This window comes from Streptomyces sp. NPDC048441, from assembly GCF_043200235.1.
GTDB lineage: Bacteria > Actinomycetota > Actinomycetes > Streptomycetales > Streptomycetaceae > Streptomyces.
In genome coordinates this window covers 413,183-430,508 of record NZ_JBICXM010000006.1, presented here as the reverse complement: position 1 = coordinate 430,508, position 17,326 = coordinate 413,183, and the positions used below count along the sequence as shown (strand labels likewise).

The 17,326-nt window shown below is 66.9% G+C and carries 15 protein-coding genes; 9 read left to right on the top strand and 6 right to left on the bottom strand.

The genetic code is table 11. The features are described 5' to 3' along the window. Nucleotide 1: 1 nt before the first annotated feature. A complete protein-coding gene (locus ACGFSB_RS18265; RefSeq protein WP_393399900.1) occupies nt 2-961 on the top strand; it encodes an ABC transporter ATP-binding protein in 960 nt (319 codons plus the stop codon). Beyond that, nucleotides 961-1,746, top strand: coding sequence for an ABC transporter ATP-binding protein (locus ACGFSB_RS18260; RefSeq protein ID WP_393399898.1), 786 nt, complete (start codon nt 961-963; stop codon nt 1,744-1,746). The genes ACGFSB_RS18265 and ACGFSB_RS18260 overlap by 1 nt, the downstream gene beginning before the upstream one ends. A gap of 231 nt (nt 1,747-1,977) precedes the next feature. Here the strand turns inward: ACGFSB_RS18260 and ACGFSB_RS18255 are convergent, their stop codons facing one another. After that, nucleotides 1,978-2,181, bottom strand: coding sequence for a cold-shock protein (locus ACGFSB_RS18255; RefSeq protein WP_018528239.1), 204 nt, complete (start codon nt 2,179-2,181; stop codon nt 1,978-1,980). 359 nt (nt 2,182-2,540) lie between these two features. Between ACGFSB_RS18255 and ACGFSB_RS18250 the strand changes: the two genes are divergently transcribed. Continuing rightward, a complete protein-coding gene (locus ACGFSB_RS18250) occupies nt 2,541-3,395 on the top strand; it encodes a menaquinone biosynthetic enzyme MqnA/MqnD family protein (protein ID WP_393400189.1) in 855 nt (284 codons plus the stop codon). 143 nt (nt 3,396-3,538) lie between these two features. Further along, on the top strand, nt 3,539-5,206 hold the full coding sequence (locus ACGFSB_RS18245) for a serine/threonine-protein kinase (RefSeq protein WP_393400187.1): 1,668 nt from the start codon (nt 3,539-3,541) through the stop codon (nt 5,204-5,206). 21 nt (nt 5,207-5,227) lie between these two features. On the opposite strand, the gene ACGFSB_RS18240 is transcribed toward ACGFSB_RS18245, so the two are convergent. After that, nucleotides 5,228-5,791: a hypothetical protein gene (locus ACGFSB_RS18240; RefSeq protein WP_393399896.1), complete on the bottom strand. Its 564-nt coding sequence runs from the start codon at nt 5,789-5,791 to the stop codon at nt 5,228-5,230. 209 nt (nt 5,792-6,000) lie between these two features. Here ACGFSB_RS18240 and ACGFSB_RS18235 point away from each other — a divergent pair, with 209 nt between their 5' ends. Continuing rightward, entirely contained in the window at nt 6,001-6,450 is a 450-nt protein-coding gene (locus ACGFSB_RS18235) for a hypothetical protein (RefSeq protein WP_393399894.1), read from the top strand. A 36-nt stretch (nt 6,451-6,486) separates the two neighbouring features. Further along, on the top strand, nt 6,487-10,953 hold the full coding sequence (locus tag ACGFSB_RS18230) for an FtsK/SpoIIIE domain-containing protein (protein WP_393399892.1): 4,467 nt from the start codon (nt 6,487-6,489) through the stop codon (nt 10,951-10,953). A gap of 154 nt (nt 10,954-11,107) precedes the next feature. Here the strand turns inward: ACGFSB_RS18230 and ACGFSB_RS18225 are convergent, their stop codons facing one another. Next, complete coding sequence (locus ACGFSB_RS18225) at nt 11,108-11,386, bottom strand: WXG100 family type VII secretion target (RefSeq protein WP_393399890.1); 279 nt, start codon at nt 11,384-11,386, stop codon at nt 11,108-11,110. A gap of 215 nt (nt 11,387-11,601) precedes the next feature. Between ACGFSB_RS18225 and ACGFSB_RS18220 the strand changes: the two genes are divergently transcribed. The 3 genes from ACGFSB_RS18220 (at nt 11,602) to ACGFSB_RS18210 (ending at nt 14,978) form a co-directional block, all read left to right on the top strand. Continuing rightward, nucleotides 11,602-11,955 (top strand): hypothetical protein, encoded by a 354-nt coding sequence (locus ACGFSB_RS18220; protein WP_393399888.1) that lies wholly within the window; start codon nt 11,602-11,604, stop codon nt 11,953-11,955. A 68-nt stretch (nt 11,956-12,023) separates the two neighbouring features. Next, nucleotides 12,024-14,156 (top strand): hypothetical protein, encoded by a 2,133-nt coding sequence (locus ACGFSB_RS18215; RefSeq protein ID WP_393399886.1) that lies wholly within the window; start codon nt 12,024-12,026, stop codon nt 14,154-14,156. Nucleotides 14,157-14,294: 138 nt separating this feature from the next. Continuing rightward, a complete protein-coding gene (locus ACGFSB_RS18210) occupies nt 14,295-14,978 on the top strand; it encodes a hypothetical protein (protein WP_393399884.1) in 684 nt (227 codons plus the stop codon). Nucleotides 14,979-15,054: 76 nt separating this feature from the next. On the opposite strand, the gene ACGFSB_RS18205 is transcribed toward ACGFSB_RS18210, so the two are convergent. From ACGFSB_RS18205 to ACGFSB_RS18195, 3 genes are all read right to left on the bottom strand, one after another. Continuing rightward, entirely contained in the window at nt 15,055-16,305 is a 1,251-nt protein-coding gene (locus ACGFSB_RS18205; protein ID WP_393399882.1) for a hypothetical protein, read from the bottom strand. Nucleotides 16,306-16,585: 280 nt separating this feature from the next. Next, entirely contained in the window at nt 16,586-17,044 is a 459-nt protein-coding gene (locus tag ACGFSB_RS18200; protein WP_393399880.1) for an RDD family protein, read from the bottom strand. A gap of 8 nt (nt 17,045-17,052) precedes the next feature. Beyond that, nucleotides 17,053-17,319 carry a hypothetical protein gene (locus ACGFSB_RS18195; RefSeq protein ID WP_393399878.1) on the bottom strand — a complete coding sequence of 89 codons (267 nt, stop codon included), beginning with the start codon at nt 17,317-17,319 and terminating at the stop codon, nt 17,053-17,055. Nucleotides 17,320-17,326: the final 7 nt, after the last annotated feature.

The window sequence follows — 17,326 nt, the reverse complement described above, 5'->3', positions numbered from 1 at the left end:
CATGCTGCTTGACATCGAAGACCTGACCCTGCGGATTCCGGGCGCAGCCCGACCACTCCTCGATTCGGTGTCGCTCACCGTACGGCCGGGCGAAGTGGTCGGCCTGGTGGGCGAGTCGGGCTCGGGCAAGTCGACCACGGCGAAGGCGGCGCTGGGCCTCCTTCCGGCGGGGGCGGTGACATCGGGTTCGGTCCGCGTGAACGGCACCGAAGTCCTCACCCTCACCGGCGAAGCCCTGCGCACCCACCGGGCGCGGACGGTGGCCATGGTCCACCAGGACCCGCGCGCCGCCCTCAACCCGGTGCGCCGCATAGGCGACTTCCTGACCGAGCGGGGAGCGACGCGCGAGCAGGCGGTCGAACTCCTCGACGCGGTAGGCCTGTCCGCCCCCGAACACCGCGTACGCCAACGCCCGCACGAACTCTCGGGCGGCATGTTGCAACGAGTGGTGATCGCGGGCGCGCTGGCGGCTGAACCGAGTCTGCTTCTTGCGGACGAGGCGACCAGCGCACTGGACGTCACGACGCAGGCAGAGATCCTGGCCCTCCTCCGCCGGCTCCGCTCCACCCGGGACCTGGGCCTCCTCTTCATCACCCATGACCTGCACCTGGCGGCCGCGTACTGCGATCGCGTGTACGTCATGTACGCGGGCCGAGTGGTGGAAGAGCGTTCGGCAAAGGCCCTGTTCGACACCCCGGCACACCCCTACACACGGGGCCTGCTCTCCTGCTCCCCCACCCTGGGCGACACTCCTCGCCCCCTCCATCCGATCCCGGGCCGCCCTCCGTCCCTCGCGGACACGTTCTCGGGGTGCCCGTTCGTGTCGCGGTGTCCGGAGTCGGAGGAGGGGTGCGAGACGTGGACGCCGGAGCGGCTGAAGCTGGACGACGGCGGCACCGTGGCTTGCGCTGTGGTGTCCAAGATGCCGAGTAGTACCGATGCGACAGAGGTGAGCCACTGATGCCCCAGGACCTGCTGACGGTGGTCGGCCTGAGCAAGAGCTACCCCTTGCCCGGCGGTGGCGGCCGCCACCAGGCCGCCGCCGACGTGACGTTCACGGTGAAGAAGGGCGGCTCCATCGGCATAGTGGGTGAATCCGGGTCGGGAAAGACCACCGTCGCCCGCATGTTGGTGGGCCTGGTCCGCCAGGACAGCGGCACGGTGACCGTAAAAGACCGCCCCCGAGAGACCCGCCCCCCACGAACGCGCCCCGCACGCCTGGCCAGAGCCAGGGAGATCCAGATGGTCTTCCAGGACCCCTACCTCTCCCTCGACCCCCGCCTGACCTCCGCCCAGTGCCTCCGCACAGCCCTGCGGCTGCACGGCAGGGACGAGGAGTTGGTGACCGGGCTCCTGGACCAGGTGGGCCTCGGCACCCGCGAGGCCGGCGCACGCCCCCGCGAACTCTCGGGCGGCCAGCGCCAGCGCCTGGCCATAGCAAGGGCGCTGGCGGTGGACCCCGAAGTCCTTGTCCTCGACGAGGCGGTGGCGGCACTGGACGTATCGATCCAGGCGCAGATCCTCCAACTCCTGGGAGAGATCCGCCGGGAGACGGGAGTGGCCCTGGTCTTCGTCAGCCACGACTTGGCGGTGGTCCAGCACATCACGGAGGAGGTCCTGGTGATGCGGGAGGGCAAGGTGGTGGAACAGGGCGCAACAGCACAGGTCCTGACGACCCCCCAGGACCCGTACACGCACCTACTCCTGGCCTCGGTCCCAAGAGAGGGCTGGAACCCAACCCCATAGAGCGCCGACACCCCGAAGGGGCGCGGGGAACTGCGCGCTTAGCCCCAACGCACCCGCAGAGAAGCAGAGAGGGGGCCACCCCAAGGCCCGTAGAAGGCCCCCAGGCCAGAAAAAGGCAGGAGCCCCGCCTCAACCGCTCACGCGGGGAGGTAGGGCTCCTTGGGTACTGCTATCCGTGTCCGGATCAAGTCACCGGAACTCTCACACGTCCCACTCACATGGGACGCCCCACTACTGGGGGGTGACGTTCTCCGCCTGCGGACCCTTCGGGCCCTGCGTGACATCGAAGCTCACGGCCTGGTTCTCCTCAAGGGAGCGGAAGCCGTTTGCGTTGATCGCGGAGTAGTGGACGAAGACGTCGGGGCCTCCGCCTTCCTGGGCGATGAATCCAAAGCCCTTTTCGGCGTTGAACCACTTCACGGTTCCGGTAGCCATAAGCCCTCCTTGGGCCAAAGGGTTGCCCTGCTCCAGAACCTGCGATTGTTGAAACAACTGCATAAGTCTGAAAACGACGAGAGCCTGCGGGTTACATGCTCCGCAGGCTCTGTACTGCAAGGGAAACCAAACTGCAACTTGCGGTGAGCTTAGCACGCAGGCACCCGAAAGCAATAGGGGGCAAGATCACGTCACCCCCAGGTTTGACGCACTCCCCAGAAGGGTTGACGGACCAGGTCCGGAGGGGTTGACAAGCGCTCCACGGGCCCCCGCTTTCCGCACGGTACCGCGCGGGGGCTAGCCTCCCCGATGTGGACAATTCTCCCGTTGGCACCCTTGCGGGGGCAGGCGCCGAACAGCTGCCCAGCCCTCTCTGCACGCCCCGGCCGCGCGTCGGTCACATTCAGTTCCTGAACTGCATGCCCCTGTACTGGGGACTCGCGCGAACCGGAACGCTGCTCGACTTCGAGCTCACGAAGGACACCCCCGAGAAGCTCAGTGAGCAGCTGGTGCGCGGTGATCTCGATATCGCTCCCGTCACTCTCGTCGAGTTCCTGCGGAACGCCGACGATCTTGTCGCTTTCCCCGATCTGGCGGTCGGCTGCGACGGCCCGGTGATGTCCTGCGTGATCGTCTCGCAGGTACCGCTCGACCAGCTGGACGGCGCGAGGGTCGCGCTCGGCTCGACCTCGCGCACCTCCGTGCGCCTTGCGCAGCTGCTGCTCGCCGAGCGGCACGGCGTACGGCCCGACTACTACACGTGTCCGCCCGACCTCGGTCTGATGATGCAGGAAGCGGACGCCGCCGTACTCATCGGGGACGCGGCGCTGCGGGCGAACCTGATCGACGGGCCGCGGCTCGGCCTCGATGTATACGACTTGGGCCAGATGTGGAAGGACTGGACGGGCCTGCCGTTCGTCTTCGCGGTCTGGGCGGCCCGGCGCGACTACGCGGAGCGCGAGCCGGCGGTCGTGCGCGAGGTGCACAAGGCGTTCCTCGCCTCGCGTGACCTCTCCCTGGAGGAGGTCGGCAAGGTCTCCGAGCAGGCCGCGCGCTGGGAGGCCTTCGACGCGACGGTCCTGGAGAAGTACTTCACGACGCTCGACTTCCGGTTCGGGAGCGAGCAGTTGGAGGGCGTCGAGGAGTTCGCGCGCCGGGTGGGGGAGACGACGGGCTTCCCGTCGGACGTACGGGTGGAACTGCTCAAGCCCTAGAGCAGACCCTGGAGCAGGCCCTGGCCGGGCATAGGCCCCGCCCCCGCCGCCTCCCCGCCGACTACGCTGAGCCGCAGACAATGCCCGCGGCCCGGGTGGCCGCGGCCGTGGCTGTGCGACGCGTCCTGGGGGAGGCCTTCGTCATGCACCCGCTCGATCCCGGCGAACCGACCGTCATCGGGCCCTACCGGCTGCTCGGCCGTCTTGGCTCGGGCGGTATGGGCCGGGTCTATTTGGGGCGCAGTTCGGGCGGTCGTACGGTCGCGGTGAAGGTCGTCCATCCGCACTTCGCGCTCGACGAGGAGTTCCGCGCCCGTTTCCGGCGCGAGGTGGACGCGGCGCGGCGGGTGGGCGGCGACTGGACGGCGCCGGTCCTCGACGCCGACCCGGAGGCGGCCGTCCCGTGGGTGGCCACGGGGTACGCGGCGGGTCCTTCGCTGGCGGAGGCGGTACGCGACCTGTCCCCTCTCCCCGCCCATTCCGTACGCGTACTTGTGGCGGGCCTGGCCGAGGCACTGGCGCACGTACACGAACTGGGCCTCGTCCACCGTGACGTGAAGCCGTCGAACGTCCTGCTCACGATGGACGGCCCCCGCCTGATCGACTTCGGCATCGCACGGGCCACGGACGGCACCGCCTCGCTCACATCGACCGGCGTCTCCATCGGCTCACCCGGCTACATGTCGCCCGAGCAGATCCTGGGGAAGGGGATCACCGGGGCGGCGGACGTCTTCTCGCTGGGCGCGGTCCTGGTGTACGCGGCGACGGGGACGTCGCCGTTCCCGGGCGACTCGTCGGCCTCGCTGCTCTACAAGGTCGTACACGAGGAACCGGAACTCGGCGGTCTCGACGGCGACTTGCGCGACCTCGCCCGGGAGTGCCTGTCAAAGGAAGCGAGCACACGCCCCGCTCCGGGGGAGATCGCACGACGTCTCGCCCCCGGCGGCGCGAACGGCCTGGTGGCGGCCGGTTGGCTGCCGGGACCGCTGGTGGAACGGGTCAGCCGGAGCGCGGTGCGGATCCTGGACCTGGACACGGCCGGGATCGCGGAACAGCCGTCGGGCCCAGTGCCGTTCGGCGACTCATTCGGCAACTCGATGGCGGGCGGCTCCTTCGGCCCTCCGGACGCTTCGTACGAGCCGCCTCCTGCCGCATACGTCCCTACGCAAACCACACCCCCGTCGTCACCCCCGCCGTCATCCCTGTCGTCAGGCCCACAGCCAGGCGGCACACCCGGCCGCGTAAGCGTGTCCGTAGCCGCGACGTCCACGCCGAGCGGGGCCGACGGCCGGGGCCGCAAGGTCAGTTGCACGCTGGTACTCGGAGTCGCGGGCGCGCTCGCCGCGGCGACGATCGGCTCCGTCTTCGTGTTCGGGCTGCTCCCGGGAGAGAACGACAAGGGCAGCGACGCCGGAGCCCAGCCCCCACAGGCAACGGCAAGCGACAAGCCGGGCAACGGCAAGGTCCCGAAGTCCTACCTCGGCACGTGGGAAGGCCGGGCGACAGCAGCCAACGGCGCGGTCCCGATGGGCACGTTCAGGCTCAAGGTCGAGCAGGAGAAGGTGGGCGAACGCTTCGCGGTCATGACGCAGACGGACCAGCTGGGCGGCACCTGCGCGGTGGACCTCGTCCTGAAGTCGGTCTCCGCCAAGGAGATCGTGGCGCGGGGCAAGGGGCAGGCGGCCGGTGCGGCCCAGTGCACGAAGAACAGCCACACTGTGCGGCTGCGCCCGGCGGGCGATGACCTTCGCTACCTCTCGCAGAACGCGAAGTCCGGTAACCCGGAGGCGCGGATGTCACGCGTGACCTGACGGGGCTCAGGCTGACGGGGCTCAGGCTGATGGGGTGCCGGCTGCGCTCGCGGGTTTCGTCGTTCGGCGGCCGTCGTAGACGGAGTGCAACCACAGTCCCATCCCTGCCGCGAGCACTGTGGCCGTCAGGCCCACCGCCCACACATAGGGATAGTTCTGGCTGACCCAGCAGTACTCACCGGAGGCACTGCAGTAGCCGTTCCGGTGGCTTCGCTTGGGGCGGGCAGTGTGCATCGCGATGGCGAGGGTCATTACGGCAGCACTCGCACCGGGAAGCGCCGCCGCCGTCCAGAGCGCCGAGCGGACCTTGTCCCGCTTCCAGTTGACGCGCAGGAACGGGCGGAATGCGAGTACTCCCGCCACCGGGAGGAGTACCCCGGCGGTGATAGCGAAGCCGTAGCCCTTGCCCGGCCATCCCGGCGCGAGCGCACGCCACATCTCGCCGGCCCACGTGTAGGGGCCGAGGGCGAGGGCGGCTGAGACCAGGATCGCGATGACCAGGACGAGACAGGCGAAGCCTGCCGCCCGCAGACGACGACCGCTGTGGCGCACCTGCTTGCCGCCACGGGGATTGCCGTTTGTCATCTGGACACCTCTGAATGAAAGCCGGATGACTCAGGCGTCGGGAGGGCCTTCTGACGGGACCGAGACCGTAGCAGCGCTGCTGGAGCAGGCTTGCGCAGGTCCAGTGTGGGTGCTGCGGCCTCAGAGGGAAGGCACTGAGGGCTGTCGTTACTGTATCCGTCAGCAACGATCACACCTGCCCAGTCATTGTTAAGGATTACGATCCGCCTATGCCTGCAGATCACTCCACGGCGTACGAAGCCCAATACACCTGGACGCCGATCCAGCTTCTGAGCGGCGCTGCGACGCGCCGCCTTGTCGCGTTTCGAGTCGACGATCAAGGAGTAACCCTGGGCGGTGCACCTGCGAAGTACGCGCGGCAGACCGCTTTTGTGCCTTGGCGGGACATTGAGGCAGTGGTCTTGTGGCAGCAGAGCACTACAGGGCTCTCCCCGATGAACTATGTGGGCCTGCGCCGCAGGGCAGGCGCACCGCAGCTTCCCGGGGCCAACGCCGGACTGAGCCGGGAGCGGACTGGTCATCTCGCACCCCACATCGACCACGAGGTCTTCTTGGCGAGCAGGCACATCAATCTGTGGACGCTGGACCGCAGACGTCTTGCCGAAGCCGTGGGTGTGTTTGCCCCTGGGGTCTCGGTCGAGGAAGTATCGAACACCTGACGACACGCAAGAGCTGAACGGGAGGGGCACGTACTGATGCGAGTACGGGCGACCGTGGTCCGGGAGGGAGCCGCGCCACGGGAAGCGTTGATCAACATTGACGACGGTACGACCGCGGCGGAAGTGGCCGCGGCGGTGGAGCGGTTGAACGGGCCGGACAGCGCCCTGCCGTTCCAGGTCCCAGGCGTAGTGACGCCGTCACCTGGACGTGTCCCCGGGTGGCACCAGCCGACGGCAGCAGGGTCTGGACGGCTGTGGGTCGACGGCACGCCCTGTGAACCGGAGGCGCCAGTCGGCAACACGCTACGGGACGGCGTGCGCCTCACAACCGACGACTCATTGGGACCGTTCATGATGAACGGCGAGCCCGCAGGGCGGTACGAGGTCACGGTCAGCGGCGGCGCGGGGGCCGGCCGGGTGGCCAGACTCTCGACCGGCGTCAGCACGATCGGCTCCGCGCCCACAGCCACGCTCGCCGTCGAGGATCCCTACCTGGCCCAGATGGCCGCGCGAGTCACCGTCGACATCAAGGGCCGGATCGAGATCGCCCCCTTCGATGGGGTCGTCCTCGCGCTCGACGATCAGCAAATGGCCCGGCCGCAGGAGTGGGAGCCCGGCATGCTCCTGAAGTCCGGCGAATCTCTGTTCAGCCTCTCGGAGGTCGGGGCGCCCGACGCCCACCTTTCACCTGCCGGCGAAGGCGGCCTCGCCTACAACCGGCCGCCCCGGCTGACCTCGCCGCGTGCCAACCCCCGCCTGCTCGTGCCCGTGGAGCCGAAGAAGGACGAGGCGCACCGCTTCCAGCTGCTCTCGATGCTCCTGCCGCTCTTCTTCGGCGTGGGCATGTACTTCATGATGGACTCGATCTACTTCCTCCTCTTCTGTCTGATGTCGCCGGTCATGATGCTGGGCCAGTGGCTGAGCGACCGGCGGCACGGCAAGAAGAAGTACGGCGCCGCGCTCAAGGAGTACAGGAAGGCCCTGGCTGACCACGAGGCTGAGGTGGAGCGGCTTGCCGAGGTCGACCAGCGCCGCCGCCGCGAGGCTTTCCCGGACGCCGGTCAGTTGCTCCTGTTCGCCACCGGACCGAGGCGCCGGCTGTGGGAGCGGCGGATCACCGACCCGGACGCGATGCAGCTACGGGTGGGCTTCGGTGACCTGTCCGCCGAGATCGACCTGGCCTTCGGCCGCGGCGCCACCGTGGAGGAGGGGGAGGAGCCGAAGCCCCCGGTCGTCACCAACGTCCCGCTGACGTTGCCCTTCGCCGAGCTCGGCGTCGTCGGTATCGCGGGCGACCGGCCGCGCGCGGTCTCCACCACCCGGTGGATGGCCGCCCAGGCCGCAGTCCTGCACAGTCCGCGCGACCTCTCCCTGGTGGTCCTCTCCTCCGCGCAGGACGCGGCGGAACAGTGGAGCTGGACCCAGTGGCTCCCGCACACCAGCCCCCAACAGGGACAGAACTGCGTCGCGTTGATGGGCACGGACGCTGAGTCCATCTCCCGCCGCGTCACCGAGCTCCTCAACGAACTCCAGCGCCGCCAGGCGATAGCCAAGGACCACGGCGGCGTCAACGCGCTGCGCCCCGACTCCCAGGTGCTGCTCATCCTCGACGGCGCGCGGCTCCTGCGCCGGGTGCCCGGCGTCCCGCAACTGCTCCAGGAAGGACCGGCGGTCGGGATCTTCGCGCTGTGCGTGGACGACGACGAGCGGCTTCTTCCCGAGGAGTGCCGCACCGCCGTCTGCTGGACCCCGGACTCACCGACCCGCGTTCACCTGCGCGGATACGGATACGAGGCGGTCGGTCAGATCCTCGCCGACCAGGTCTCCACCGCCTGGTGCGAGCGCGTGGCCCGCGCCCTCGCCCCCGTACGCGATGTGAGCCGTGACGACGCCGACAGCGCGCTGCCCACGGCCGCCCGGCTGCTCAACCTCATCGAGATGCCGAACCCGGCCGGCGCGGACATCGCCCGGATCTGGCAGCGCGGCGGATCGACCACGGTGGCGCCGATCGGCATTGCCGCCGACGGTCCGTTCGTCCTGGACATCCGGCGCGACGGACCGCACGCCCTCATTGCCGGTACCACCGGTGCCGGCAAGTCGGAGCTGCTGCAGACGATCATCACCTCGCTCGCGGTCGGCAACACACCGGACGCCCTGAACTTCGTCCTCATCGACTACAAGGGCGGCTCCGCCTTCCTGGACTGCTCGCGGCTCCCGCACACCGTCGGCATGGTCAGCGACCTCGACGCCCACCTCACGGAGCGCGCGCTCGCCTCGCTCGCCGCCGAGCTGAGGCGGCGCGAGGAGATCCTGTTCAAGGCCGAGACCAAGGACATCGAGGACTACAACGACGCCCGCAGACTGCGCCCCGAACTGGAGCCCATGCCGCGGCTCATGCTCGTCATCGACGAGTTCGCCTCGCTGGTCGCCGAGCTCCCCGACTTCATCGCGGGCCTCGTCGACATCGCCCGCCGAGGCCGCTCCCTCGGCGTGCACCTGATGCTCGCCACCCAGCGCCCCGCGGGCGTCGTCAGCGCGGACATCCGCGCCAACACCAACCTCCGCATCGCGCTGCGTGTCACCAACGGTGAGGAGTCCCGGGACGTCATCGACGCCGGCGACTCCGGGAACATTTCCAAGGCCACACCGGGTCGTTGCTACGTCCGCTCCGGTGCGCAATCCCTCGTCGGCGTGCAGACCGCCCGGATCGGTGGCCGCCGCCCCGGGCTCGACGCGGCACCGCAGGTCACCGTGAACCTCCTGAACTGGACGTCGTACGGGCATCCGCCGCCGCGCGCGGCGGCGGACGACGCCGACGACGGCACGCTGGTCACCGACCTCGCCGTGCTGGTCGACGCGATCGCCGACGGCGCGAAGCAGCTGGGCTGCGCCACCCCCCGCAGCCCTTGGCTGCCGCCCATCCCCAACCTGGTGCAGCTCGCCGAACTCCCCGAACTGCCGGCGACACCCGTCGGCGCCGACACGGTCCGGCCGATCGCCTTCGGCCTCACCGACCTCCCGGCCGAACAGGCGCGCGCCTCGCTCGCGCTCGACCTGGCCGACGGCGAGCACCTGATGATCGCGGGAGGCCCCCGTTCCGGCCGCTCGACGGCCCTGCGTACGATCGCGGGCGCTGTCGCACAGACCTGCAGCCCCAGCGACGTCCACATCTACGGCATCGACTGCGGCGCCAACGCGCTGCTGCCGCTGACCACTCTTCCGCACTGCGGCGCCGTGGTGACCCGCGAGCAGATGGCGCGCGTCGACCGGCTCCTCGGCAGGCTCCTCGACGAGGTCGGACGACGCCAGCTCCTGCTCGCCGAGAAGGGGCAGTCCAGCGCGGCCGAGCAGCGTGCGGCGGCCGACCCGGCGGACCGGTTGCCGTGGATGGTGGTCGTCTTCGACGGGTGGGACGCGTTCCGTCTCGCCTTCGAGAACTACGACTACGGCCGTCTCGTCGAGTCGGCGAAGCGGATCTTCCGTGAGGGTGCCGCGGTCGGAGTCAAGGTGGTCCTCGGCGTGGACCGCAGCGGCCTCATGGGTGAGGTCGCCAGCTCCTTCTCCGAGCGGCTCGTGCTGCGGCTCGCGGACCCGCAGGACTACTCGTTCGCGGGCATCATGCCGAAGGACGTACCCAAGGAAGTCCCGTCGGGCCGTGCCCTCAAGGGCACCGACGAGGGCGTCCAGGAGAGCCAGATCGCGCTCCTCGCCGAGAACCCCAACGGCCAGGCGCAGGTGGCCGCGCTCCAGGAGATCGCCCGGACGGCGGCCCAGACCTGGCCCCGCCCGCCTGTCGAGCAGCGCCCGATCCGTGTCGACGTGCTCCCGGCCCGCATCAAGGCTTCGGAGGCCATGGCACTCCAGCCCGACTTCACCCCGCCCTCGGAGCTGTGGGCCCTTTTCGCGGCGGGCGGCGATGAACTCTCACCGCTCGGCATGGACCTGGAGGAGTCAGGCCCCGGCTTCGTCATCTCAGGACCGCCGAAGTCCGGCCGCTCCAGCTCGCTGGTAGCGGCGACGATGTCGCTGCTGCGACGCGGCACGGAGGTCATCCTGGTGACTCCGCGTCGCTCGCCACTACGTGAATTCGCCTCGGAGGACGGAGTGTTGGGCTCCCTCAACGCGGATAGTTCGAGCGAGGAACTGGAAGCGCTGACGCAGAGCGCACGCGGTCCGTACGTGATCGTGGTGGACGACGCCGAGTTGATCTACGACACCACGCTGGACGAAGCCCTGGAGGAGGAGATCCGCCGCGGCATGGACGGCGGCCTCGGCGTGATCATGGCAGGTGCCGTGGACACGCTGTCCTCGCAATACCGCGGCTCAGTGGTGCAGGCGCGGAAGTCGAGGAACGGTCTGCTTCTGTCGCCGCAGGGGTCGGCGGACGGCGAGATGTTCAACATCCGCATCACGTCGAACAGCGCGACCGGGGGACCGACGGGGCGCGGGCTCTTTGTGCGGGGCGGGGAAGCGATGCCGGCTCAGGCGGTCATGCCGGACTGAGGGGTGTGGGACGGGGAGTTCCGGGACTGTTCCGGGCCATCCGAGGTCGCGCACAGACTTTCCGCACATTTCCTGCACAGCAAATACATTCGGGCCGGACAGCGTGGAAGCTGTCCGGCCCGAATGTATTTGCTCGACTGCAACCAGACCTTGACTAGTCGTTGGCCGTGTCGTTCGCCTGGGCAGCGTCGTGCGTCTCCTTGCGAGCATTCTCAAGAGACGTCACGAAGTTCTTCAGCTGCGGCTTCAGCTTGTCCCATTCCTCCCGGAATCGGTTGGCTCGGCCGCCCTTCCAGAACTCTTCGCTGTGGCTCGTGCCCGTCGAGATGGCGCGGATCAGGTCGTCAAGGTTGCCGTGCTGAGTCTTGAAGGTGCCGGAAAGAGTCCGGAGTCGCGTTGTGTCCGCGCCCTTCATGCCTGCATTACCGCTCATGGCGTTCCTCCCCGTGTTTCGAAAGCGAGACGAACCGTCCGTCCGCCGGGGCCCGATGCTATCGCAACGGGTGGACCCGCGTCATCCGTCCTGCGCCTTCCCGGAGTTGCCTTGCTCGGGGGGTTGGGTGCTCCGTATTCTTTGCTTGGATCAACCTGAGAAATCTCGTCAACAGTCGCCGGGCGACAACAGCTTGGCTCAACCCTGGAGGGGTAATGGGGGCCGACGACAAGGGCAAGGACAAGGGTGCGGACGAAGAGCCGCAGGTCGATAACCCTTATGTGACTCGCCTTGAGACATTGAAGACCAATCTCGTAGATGAGCTCAAAGAGCTCAAAAAGTGCCTGAAGACGGCGACTCAGGACGTGGGTGGCGATGGCAAGACGGGTAAGTCTTGGGTCGGCAAGACGGCCAACAAATGGCACGACGAGGTCCAGGGCAACCGCGGCCGCATGATCAGGGAGCTCGACAAGCTCATTCCGGCCGTAGATGCGCAGATCAAGGAGCTGCCCCCCAAGGTCTCCGCATCCACGGCGAGGATGATGAACAAGGATATGCAGTACATGTAGCCAAGCGCACTGTCACAACCGGTCGTTGTTGAGCTGAGTAAGAGTCAAGTCTAAACGGGGAGACATTCATGGGTGAGCCTGCGGAACGTGGCGGCAGCAGTGGCGGTGACGGATTCTCCGGCATTGACCCGGAGAATTTGGCCAAGACGATCAGCTCGCTCAACAGGGACCAGGAGAAACTCAAGTCGAGTGCGACCTGGATCAAGTCGAGCTTCGAGAGGTACGGCGTCAAGACCACGATGCTGACCGAACTGTTCGCCATCTCGGCCTGGGCCGAAAAGCAGCTCCCCATGCTCCGGCGGCGCCACCACCTCTCCATCGCCGAGGACACGAAGTACGGCCACGGCTACCCGGGCATGGTTCAGATCAAGGACAGCATGGTCGGTCAGACCAAACAGTCCATGGCCGACGGCAAGAAGCTGGGCGACAAATTCAAGGACAAGCTGAATGACGGGGACGATCCCAGCCCCGAGATGTTCGCCGACTTGCGCGCTCACAAAGAAGACGCGGACTATGTGAAATCCTTTTATAACGCGCTCGGTTCGCAGCGAGTACTGTGGCTTTCCAATCAAATGGGAGACCGCAACAGTGATCGCTACAAGGATCATCCGGACGAGCGGGAGAAGGACCGTTCGGTCATCGCCGACACCTTCGGTACGTTCACCAAGGTGGCCTTCGAAGGCAAGTCGCCCAAGCAGAAGCAGCAGGAGTGGAACAAGTGGTTCAGCGATTCGGCGCTGGACGAGTACGACGGCTTCAGGCCGGACCGTCTGACCCCCTTCCTCAAGGGCGGCTCACACGACAAGGACTTCCTCGTCGCTTTCAGTGACCGTGTGCTCGACAAGAAGAAGCAGGGAAAGGTCGACGAGACCCGGTTCTTCGGCAACAACGGCATGGGTGAAGGAGAGTGGGGCAAGGACAATTACCAGCAGCTCTTCGACGCCGTTTCGGAGAATCCGCAGGCCTCCGGCGAAGTTATGGACCACAACTACGACTTCGTACAGCATTCCCTCTATGACACAGGTCCCTGGAAGGTGGACGAGCCGAAGGAGCGCGGCAAGGCCTTCTTCAACATGGTCAACTCCGCGACGGTGACGCTCAAGCAGACCAACCCGTCCCTGGCGGAGAAGAATACGGGCCGGATCCTCTTCGACAACTACCAGCACCGCAACGGCAAAGACACCAAGGGTATGCACCCCATCGAGGGGACCCAGGCCCTCTACGCGAGCATCCTCACTGCGTACTGGAAGGACCTTGAGCACGGAGTCACGTCCCCGGCCGGTAACGCACTCTGGGGAAGCGACGTCAAGGCCAAGGGCGAGGAAAAGTACGCGAACACCACCAAGTGGAGCCTCCAGGACTTTATGAAGGGCCAGGACAAGGGCCGTCCTGGCCTTGAGGCGTCCGACAGCCTGTGGCGATCCCTCATGGAGGAATCGGCACGCGACCCCAAGGCGGCGGGCACGCTCAGCGCCCTGTTCCAGAGGTACGACGAGAAGGCACTCGACCACTCGTACTCGACGACGGAGAGCAACAAGGACGCCGGCGCCTTCTCCTCCATGAAGCGCGGAATGATGCAGGAGTTCTACCAGGAGTCCATGAAAAAGGCGTCCGGTGAGATCGAGGGCGACATTGACAAGTGGGTCACGGACACCAATAACTTCCGTGCGAAGATTATCGACACCGCCGGTGCAGTGGCCACTGGTGCAACCGCCGGAGGGGGAGTTGCCGGTATGAAGGGCGCGGCTGTGGGTGTCGCGTGGGGCCTGGGGGCGGAAACCGCCACCGGCTTGCTCAAGGATCTTGTGAAGGCCGATGAGAACGACGCACCCAAGGGTCTCAAAGAGGCTTTCAAGGGAGTCAAGGAGAACACAGCGGACTTCTCCTGGCAGACGGACTACCAGAACAACGCGGACGCGGCACGTGAGCACGACAGAATCAAGCCTGTCACGATCGAAACCGATGGCAAGGACGGAAGTCCCAAGGGCACCAAGGAGTACACGGGTGACGTCAAGGACTACGCAAGGGGAGATGGCAACTTCCTGGACAAGAAGGGCGGTATCAAGGACATCGAGTCCATGAGTACGGCCGAGCGCACGGCCTATAACAAATGGCTCCAGGACCCCGCCGTCGTCGCAGCGATCTGGCCGGAATACTCGACGGGGAGGAACGCTCGGGACTATCCCGGGCAGGACTCGTAGGGAATTACTGAGTCAGTGAAAGATGAGTCAGTGAAAGATGATTCGGTGAAGCACTGAGCGCGGCGGCCACGGCAACTGTGACTGATACTGATTGGTGTGTGAGCGATGAGAAACGCAGGCAGGGGTAGGAAAGCCGCGGTGGCGGTCTCGGTCGGCGTGCTGTTGATGGCCGCTGCTGGATGCGGCGACGACAAAGGGTCGGACTCTGGTGGCTCCGGGGGGTCGGTGGGCGACAAGCCGCTGAGCCGGTCGCAGCTCACAAGTGCCGTGCTGGCGCAGGGAGATGTACCGGGCTACACGATTCGCGCGGTGTCGGGCACCGGTTCCGACGCCGGTGGGTCGGCGCGCACGGCCGACAAGGAGTCCTGCCAGCCGATCGTCGACGCGATGGCGCCCGAAGCCTCCGCCTATGACAAGCGGTTGGCGGCACGGAGCATCGTCAAGACCCCCGAGGGCTCCGACAAACCCACCGCGGCCTACCGGCTCGTGCTGTCGAGTGCCAAGTCCGGGGCGGCGGCGAAGCAGTCGGTGCAGGACCTCAAAAAGGCGATCTCCGCCTGTGGTTCGGGCTTCGGGACCAAGCCTTCCGGGCTGGCCTCGAAGATTCGCACCGTGTCTGAGAACAAGTCCAGCCTCGGTGACGACGGCGCCGACTTCTCAGTCGAGTACCAGATGGGCCGGAAGGTCCGCTACGTGGTGACACAGGAGGGGGCGTCGCTGACCAGCGTTGCCGCCGAGGACGAGTTCGCGCACACGTTTGTCGCTGTGCCGAAGGAGGTCCTGGACGCGCAGGGGCGGAAGTTGGACAAAGCGGGTAAGTGAACTGTCTGAACTGACTGTCTGACCTGACTGTCTGAACTGACCTCTGCTGGGTGCAATTCAGTCGTCAGGCGTCAGTTCACTTGGGAAGGCGAACCCGGAGCACTGCGGTGTCCCAGTCCTCCGGGCCGCTTCTGTCCCCACCGTCAGTGGTGACGGCGACGTACAGACTGTCCTTCGAGGCTGTGATGGCCTGCACGCCGGCGATGACCGGGGCCAGCTTGCCGTCCTTCACGCGATAGACGATGCCCCCGGCCTCCGACGATTCCAGGAGCTCCTTCTGCGAGTCGGACGTGACTCCATGCCAGCGGAAGTCGCCTTCGAGGGTGGGATGGGCCTTCTCGCCGCCGTCGACGTAATAGACCTCGCCCGGTTTCGGGATGGCGGCCAGGTCTCCTGCGTGGTTCAGGACACCGCGCGGAATCTTCGCGTCCAGAGCTCGGCCGATGTCGGCGAAGGGGCTCTCCGCCTTGCCGACCTTGTCCGGCGCCTTTGCTGCCACGAACGGACTCAGCGTGCTGTCCTTGTTGATGCGGACGATCCCGGGGCCGGTCTTCCAGTAGAGACCGTCCTTCGTGGATACGAGGTCTCCGGAGTTGCCGGGATCCGAAACGAAGACGTCCGTCGCCTTTGTTCCCGCAGGTGGATTGAACCCGTTCCGCACAGCCGGATTGGAGGGTTTGTAAGACTCGTGGGCCTTGGGCGGGCGGCCCGCCACGAGCTGAATCGAATCGCCCTTGATCCGGTGGACGTAAGAGCCGTACGGCGGCGTCACGGTGAGGCCGTCACCGATGTAGACGGTTCCGTCCTTGGAGACTGAGACCCCCGACACCTTTTCTGTGCAGAACTTACTGATCGACGTGGTGCGAGGGTCAGCCTTCTTGCAGTGGCGCGTGCTGATGACCTCGGCCGCTTTGCCGTCCGGCCGGACCTTCCACAGACCGTCGTCGCCACCCGCGAGATACACCGATCCATCGGGCGCGGCAGCTGCCTGTTCGGCCCTGACCCCGTCCATCCCGGAAACGGTGATGCGCTCAGCGGCGCCGGAGCCCTTCTTGCGCCACATCACCATTCCGTTGTCCGATTTATCGTCTTCCTGTGTGAACAGAGAGACGGTGCCATCGGGGGCGGCGGCGAGTCCACTGAAGTTGCCTGCGATCGCCAACTGGTCGCCCTCCCCTGTGGCGTCCCCGCCACCACCCAGGACGAAGTCGACGTTCAGCGGCGTCTTGTCATCGGACGTGGAGTAATAGAGCGTGACCCCGGCGACAGCCGCAATCGCCACTCCGGCACCCACGATGGCCTGACGCTGCCGGGACCAGGAACTCAAGCCGCGCACCTGCCGCCACCTTTCATCGGACGTCTTCAACGGGCCGACGCTATCCGCGTGGTTGTCGGTTGCACCAGGCGTGATAGTGGGGCAAGCCAGTCCATCTCGCTGGACTGTCACCGTGTCGTGACGCGTGAGGAGGCGTGAAGCCTCCCGTTGCCGAGCCAAGAGACAGGGCATGCACATGTTCGGTCTCTGCACGTGGCCGTCACCCGTGGCCGTGACCCGTGGCCGTCACTCGTGGCCGTGACCCGTGGCCCGTGGCCGTACAGAGTTCGGGTCAGGAGAGAGTTGCGCCCCGCCCCACCACCCGCAGCCCCACCGCGTCCTGCTGTTCCACGTCGCTGTCCGTGGCTACGTGGATGGGGACGAACACCACCATCCAGTAGAAGCCGAACAGCCAGCGGCCAAGCAGGCGGAGAAGGGTGGGGCGGCCGCCGTCGGACATGCGGACGACCCGTATGCCCGTGAGGAGCTTTCCGATGCTTGCGCGGGTCGCGAAGGTGAGCAGGACGTGATTGAGAAAGGAGAGCCCGAACGCCGCGCCCAGGGCCGCGGCCCAGACCACGGGGGACTGGGGGCGGATTTCGACGACCCCGTTGAGCACGCTGACACCCGCTGTGGCTCCGGCCGCGAGGGCGGAGAGGAGGGCCAGGAGGGCGTCCACGCAGGAAGCGGTGACCCGGCGGGTTTGTGTAGGGGCCGGGGGCTGGGCGGGGGTGCGTTGCTGGCTGGCCACGGTGTTGTCTACTTTCCGGCTCCGGACTTCTTCTTCTCTTCCTCTTCCTTCTCCACGCGCTTGAGGGCCTTGTCTATTGCGGCACGCGCGTTCGCCACGGCATCCTTGATCTGCTTCTTGTGGCCGGAGAACTCACTCCGGAACCGCTCACTCTTCGGCCCCTTCCACGTGGCAGTGCCGCAGAGGCCCTGGACGTTGTCTATGGAGCGTTCCAACTGGTCCGCGTACTCCTTGAGCTTGCGTACGTCCGCACGGCAGTCGCTCTCTCGTGACATCGTGCCG

What these genes read in the sequence shown, in the direction of transcription:
- ACGFSB_RS18255 (WP_018528239.1), bottom strand. Translation starts at nt 2,181, where the DNA reads ATGGCTACCGGAACCGTGAAGTGGTTCAACGCCGAAAAGGGCTTTGGA.
- ACGFSB_RS18220 (WP_393399888.1), top strand. Translation starts at nt 11,602, where the DNA reads ATGGGGGCCGACGACAAGGGCAAGGACAAGGGTGCGGACGAAGAGCCG.
- ACGFSB_RS18215 (WP_393399886.1), top strand. Translation starts at nt 12,024, where the DNA reads ATGGGTGAGCCTGCGGAACGTGGCGGCAGCAGTGGCGGTGACGGATTC.
- ACGFSB_RS18260 (WP_393399898.1), top strand. Translation starts at nt 961, where the DNA reads ATGCCCCAGGACCTGCTGACGGTGGTCGGCCTGAGCAAGAGCTACCCC.
- ACGFSB_RS18245 (WP_393400187.1), top strand. Translation starts at nt 3,539, where the DNA reads ATGCACCCGCTCGATCCCGGCGAACCGACCGTCATCGGGCCCTACCGG.
- ACGFSB_RS18225 (WP_393399890.1), bottom strand. Translation starts at nt 11,386, where the DNA reads ATGAGCGGTAATGCAGGCATGAAGGGCGCGGACACAACGCGACTCCGG.
- ACGFSB_RS18265 (WP_393399900.1), top strand. Translation starts at nt 2, where the DNA reads ATGCTGCTTGACATCGAAGACCTGACCCTGCGGATTCCGGGCGCAGCC.
- ACGFSB_RS18240 (WP_393399896.1), bottom strand. Translation starts at nt 5,791, where the DNA reads ATGACAAACGGCAATCCCCGTGGCGGCAAGCAGGTGCGCCACAGCGGT.
- ACGFSB_RS18230 (WP_393399892.1), top strand. Translation starts at nt 6,487, where the DNA reads ATGCGAGTACGGGCGACCGTGGTCCGGGAGGGAGCCGCGCCACGGGAA.
- ACGFSB_RS18195 (WP_393399878.1), bottom strand. Translation starts at nt 17,319, where the DNA reads ATGTCACGAGAGAGCGACTGCCGTGCGGACGTACGCAAGCTCAAGGAG.
- ACGFSB_RS18235 (WP_393399894.1), top strand. Translation starts at nt 6,001, where the DNA reads ATGCCTGCAGATCACTCCACGGCGTACGAAGCCCAATACACCTGGACG.